This is a genomic window from Chloroflexota bacterium (assembly GCA_018648225.1).
Lineage (GTDB): Bacteria > Chloroflexota > Anaerolineae > Anaerolineales > UBA11858 > NIOZ-UU35.
The window spans coordinates 1,611-4,173 of record JABGRQ010000193.1 but is presented as its reverse complement, the minus strand read 5'-3'; the positions used below and the strand labels follow the sequence as shown (position 1 = coordinate 4,173).

Below are 2,563 nucleotides of genomic sequence, written 5' to 3'. Positions count from 1 at the left end.
CGCTTCAACGGCTGCGCGCACTGCCCGCCCGCCCGCCCGGCTGCCGCCGGGGTGCCCGTGGATGCCGCCGCCGAACGCGTAATAGGCATCGATACCAAAAATGCTGTGAAGCGCCGGAACATGCCCGGGATGCAGACCGCCAGAAGCCACCGGGGCTACGGGTTTGATATTGTGCCAATCTTGTTCAAATAGTACGCCGCGGAAGGGTTTGGTAACTTTGTCGCGTAACAGGCTGATGCGCTCGCGCATATCATCGGGGCCGCCTTCGAGCTTGCCCACACCGGTGCCAGTGTGGATGTGGTCGACACCGATCAGGCGGGCAGTTTTGGCGATGACGCGGTATTCGATCCCGTGGTAGGGGATGCGGTCGAAGGCCGCGTGCATGGCACGATGGGCGTGGATGATTAGGCCGAGTTTTTCAGTGATCTGGCGCAGCGAAGCCACACCGGTATAGCCAACGGTGACAAAATCGACCATGGCGAAGATGCCGCCGTTTTCTTTTATGCATTCGGCGCGCTTTGCCATTTCGTCTACCGTGGCGGCAGTTAGATTGGCCCAATAGCCTTTCGTCTCGCCGGTTTCGGCTTCGGCTTTGTGGAGTAGTTCCAGCGTACGCGCCATGCGATCATAGAAATTGTTGAAATCCTGGCTTCCCAGGTTTTCATCATCCTTAACCGTATCGGCGCCGCCCATCCAGGTTTCGTAGCATACCTGGGCGTGTTCTTCGGTGGTCAGGCCGATCTTGGGTTTGATGGTTGAACCCGTCATGGCGCGGCCTTGCACGTTCATGCGCTCGCGCACACCCGGCAGCCCGTAATGTGGGCCTGGGAAAGCATCGACCACTTCTTTTGGGAAGCGAATATCTTCGAGCCGTAAGCCTTCCACCGCTTTCATTCCGAAAACGTTTCCGGCTACACTGGAGAGAATATTGGGCATGGAACTGATTTCGAACAACCCCGGCTGATAGGCCACATAGACCATATCGCCATCAATTTTATAGACGCGCGCTTTGAGGCGCTCGGCAACTTCTGAATCAACATCTGTCCAAGTCCCCGTGGATGATTCGGCAGCTACGGCAGCCGCGGCTTCGTCCATTGGTACATCGTCACGCGGCGTGACTTTGAATGCGCATAGAAGTTCTTCCTCACCAGGGGTATATCCTAAGCGAAGGTATTCGTCGGCATATGAGATAGCGCCTTTTTTTGACATAGTGATCCTCCAAAGTATATAAAAATAAGGGTGGTGTAAATAGAGTAAATTGGTATAAATTTCACAAACGGGTTTAGAAAAATTTTTAGTAATCGATGGCGCTGATTAACATCAACTTATCCAGATTGTGGACAGATTCGATATACCGAATTGTGCCCGATTTTCCACGGATGACCATCGAGTAGGTGCGGGCGCGCCCACTTTCGTATTTGACTCCTTCCATTAGGTGGCCAGGGCTGGTGATGCCGGTAGCAGCAAAGAAAACATCGTCGCTATTGACCATATCATCCACTGTCAGGATGCGTTTTGTATCTAACCCGGCTTCCGCAACGGCGGTGCGTTCTTCTTCGGATTGTGGCGCCAGCCGTCCGAGTATTTGCCCCCCCAGGGCTTTGAGCGCGCAAGCCGTGATGACGCCTTCGGGGGTGCCGCCAATATTAATCATCAGATCAATGCTGCTCATACCGGGGCAAGCGGCCATTAACGAACCAGCAACATCGCCATCGTGGTGCAGCGCAACGCGTGCGCCAACTTCGCCAATTTCTGCAATGATTTTGTCGTGTCGCGGGCGTTCCAGTACAAAAACGGTCAGGTCGCGCACATCTTTGCCGAGGGCTTTAGCTACATTGCGCAGGTTATCGCCCACAGGTGCATCGAGATCAATTGCATCGCGGGCATCCGGGCCAACGGCTATTTTTTCCATATAGAAACCGGGGCCTGGATTCCACATGGAGCCTTTGGGCGAGGCTGCGATGACTGCGATGGCATTCGGTTTGCCTTGCGCTAACAAGGTAGTGCCTTCAACGGGGTCAACAGCCACATCCATTTCCGGGCCGGTGCCATTGCCGATGCGTTCGCCGTTATACAGCATGGGGGCTTCGTCTTTTTCGCCTTCACCGATAACGATAACCCCGTTCATGTTGATGGTATCCAGCATGAGCCGCATAGCATCTACGGCAGCGCCATCACCGGCTTCTTTTTTGCCGCGTCCCATCCAGCGGGCGGCAGCCAATGCCGCGGCTTCTGTGACACGTACAAGCTCCATACCCAGATTGCGTTCGGGCTGTTCAGTCATGTTTCCTCCTGGGATTGGGAGCCAGTAGACAAGGTGATACAAATATTGTGGGTACCCTGTCTAATGGCTGGTTGGTTGCTGGCTAAGAGCGTTTACTGTGGTCTACGCCTTTGAGAATTTTCAAATTGAGTACAATGAAACGGAAAAACTGGATCAATTTATTATTCATCATGGCGCGTTCTTTTTTCGTGATTTCCATGGGTTACTCCTTGGGATCGGGATATGGTTAGTCATTGGCTGTCACCCCGGAGCGGGGCTGCGGGACTCCTGTTGGGGGGG

The 2,563-nt window shown here is 54.2% G+C and carries 2 protein-coding genes; both read right to left on the bottom strand.

Annotated elements, in window-relative coordinates:
- Window positions 1-1,209: ribulose-bisphosphate carboxylase large subunit (locus tag HN413_16810; protein ID MBT3392062.1), on the bottom strand; the 1,209-nt coding region annotated here is incomplete at its 3' end.
- 85 nt (window positions 1,210-1,294) lie between these two features.
- A complete protein-coding gene (gene glpX, locus HN413_16805) occupies window positions 1,295-2,284 on the bottom strand; it encodes a class II fructose-bisphosphatase (protein MBT3392061.1) in 990 nt (329 codons plus the stop codon).
- Window positions 2,285-2,563: the final 279 nt, after the last annotated feature.

Coding starts and splice junctions, on each gene's coding strand:
- glpX (MBT3392061.1), bottom strand. CDS start 2,284: ATGACTGAACAGCCCGAACGCAATCTGGGTATGGAGCTTGTACGTGTC.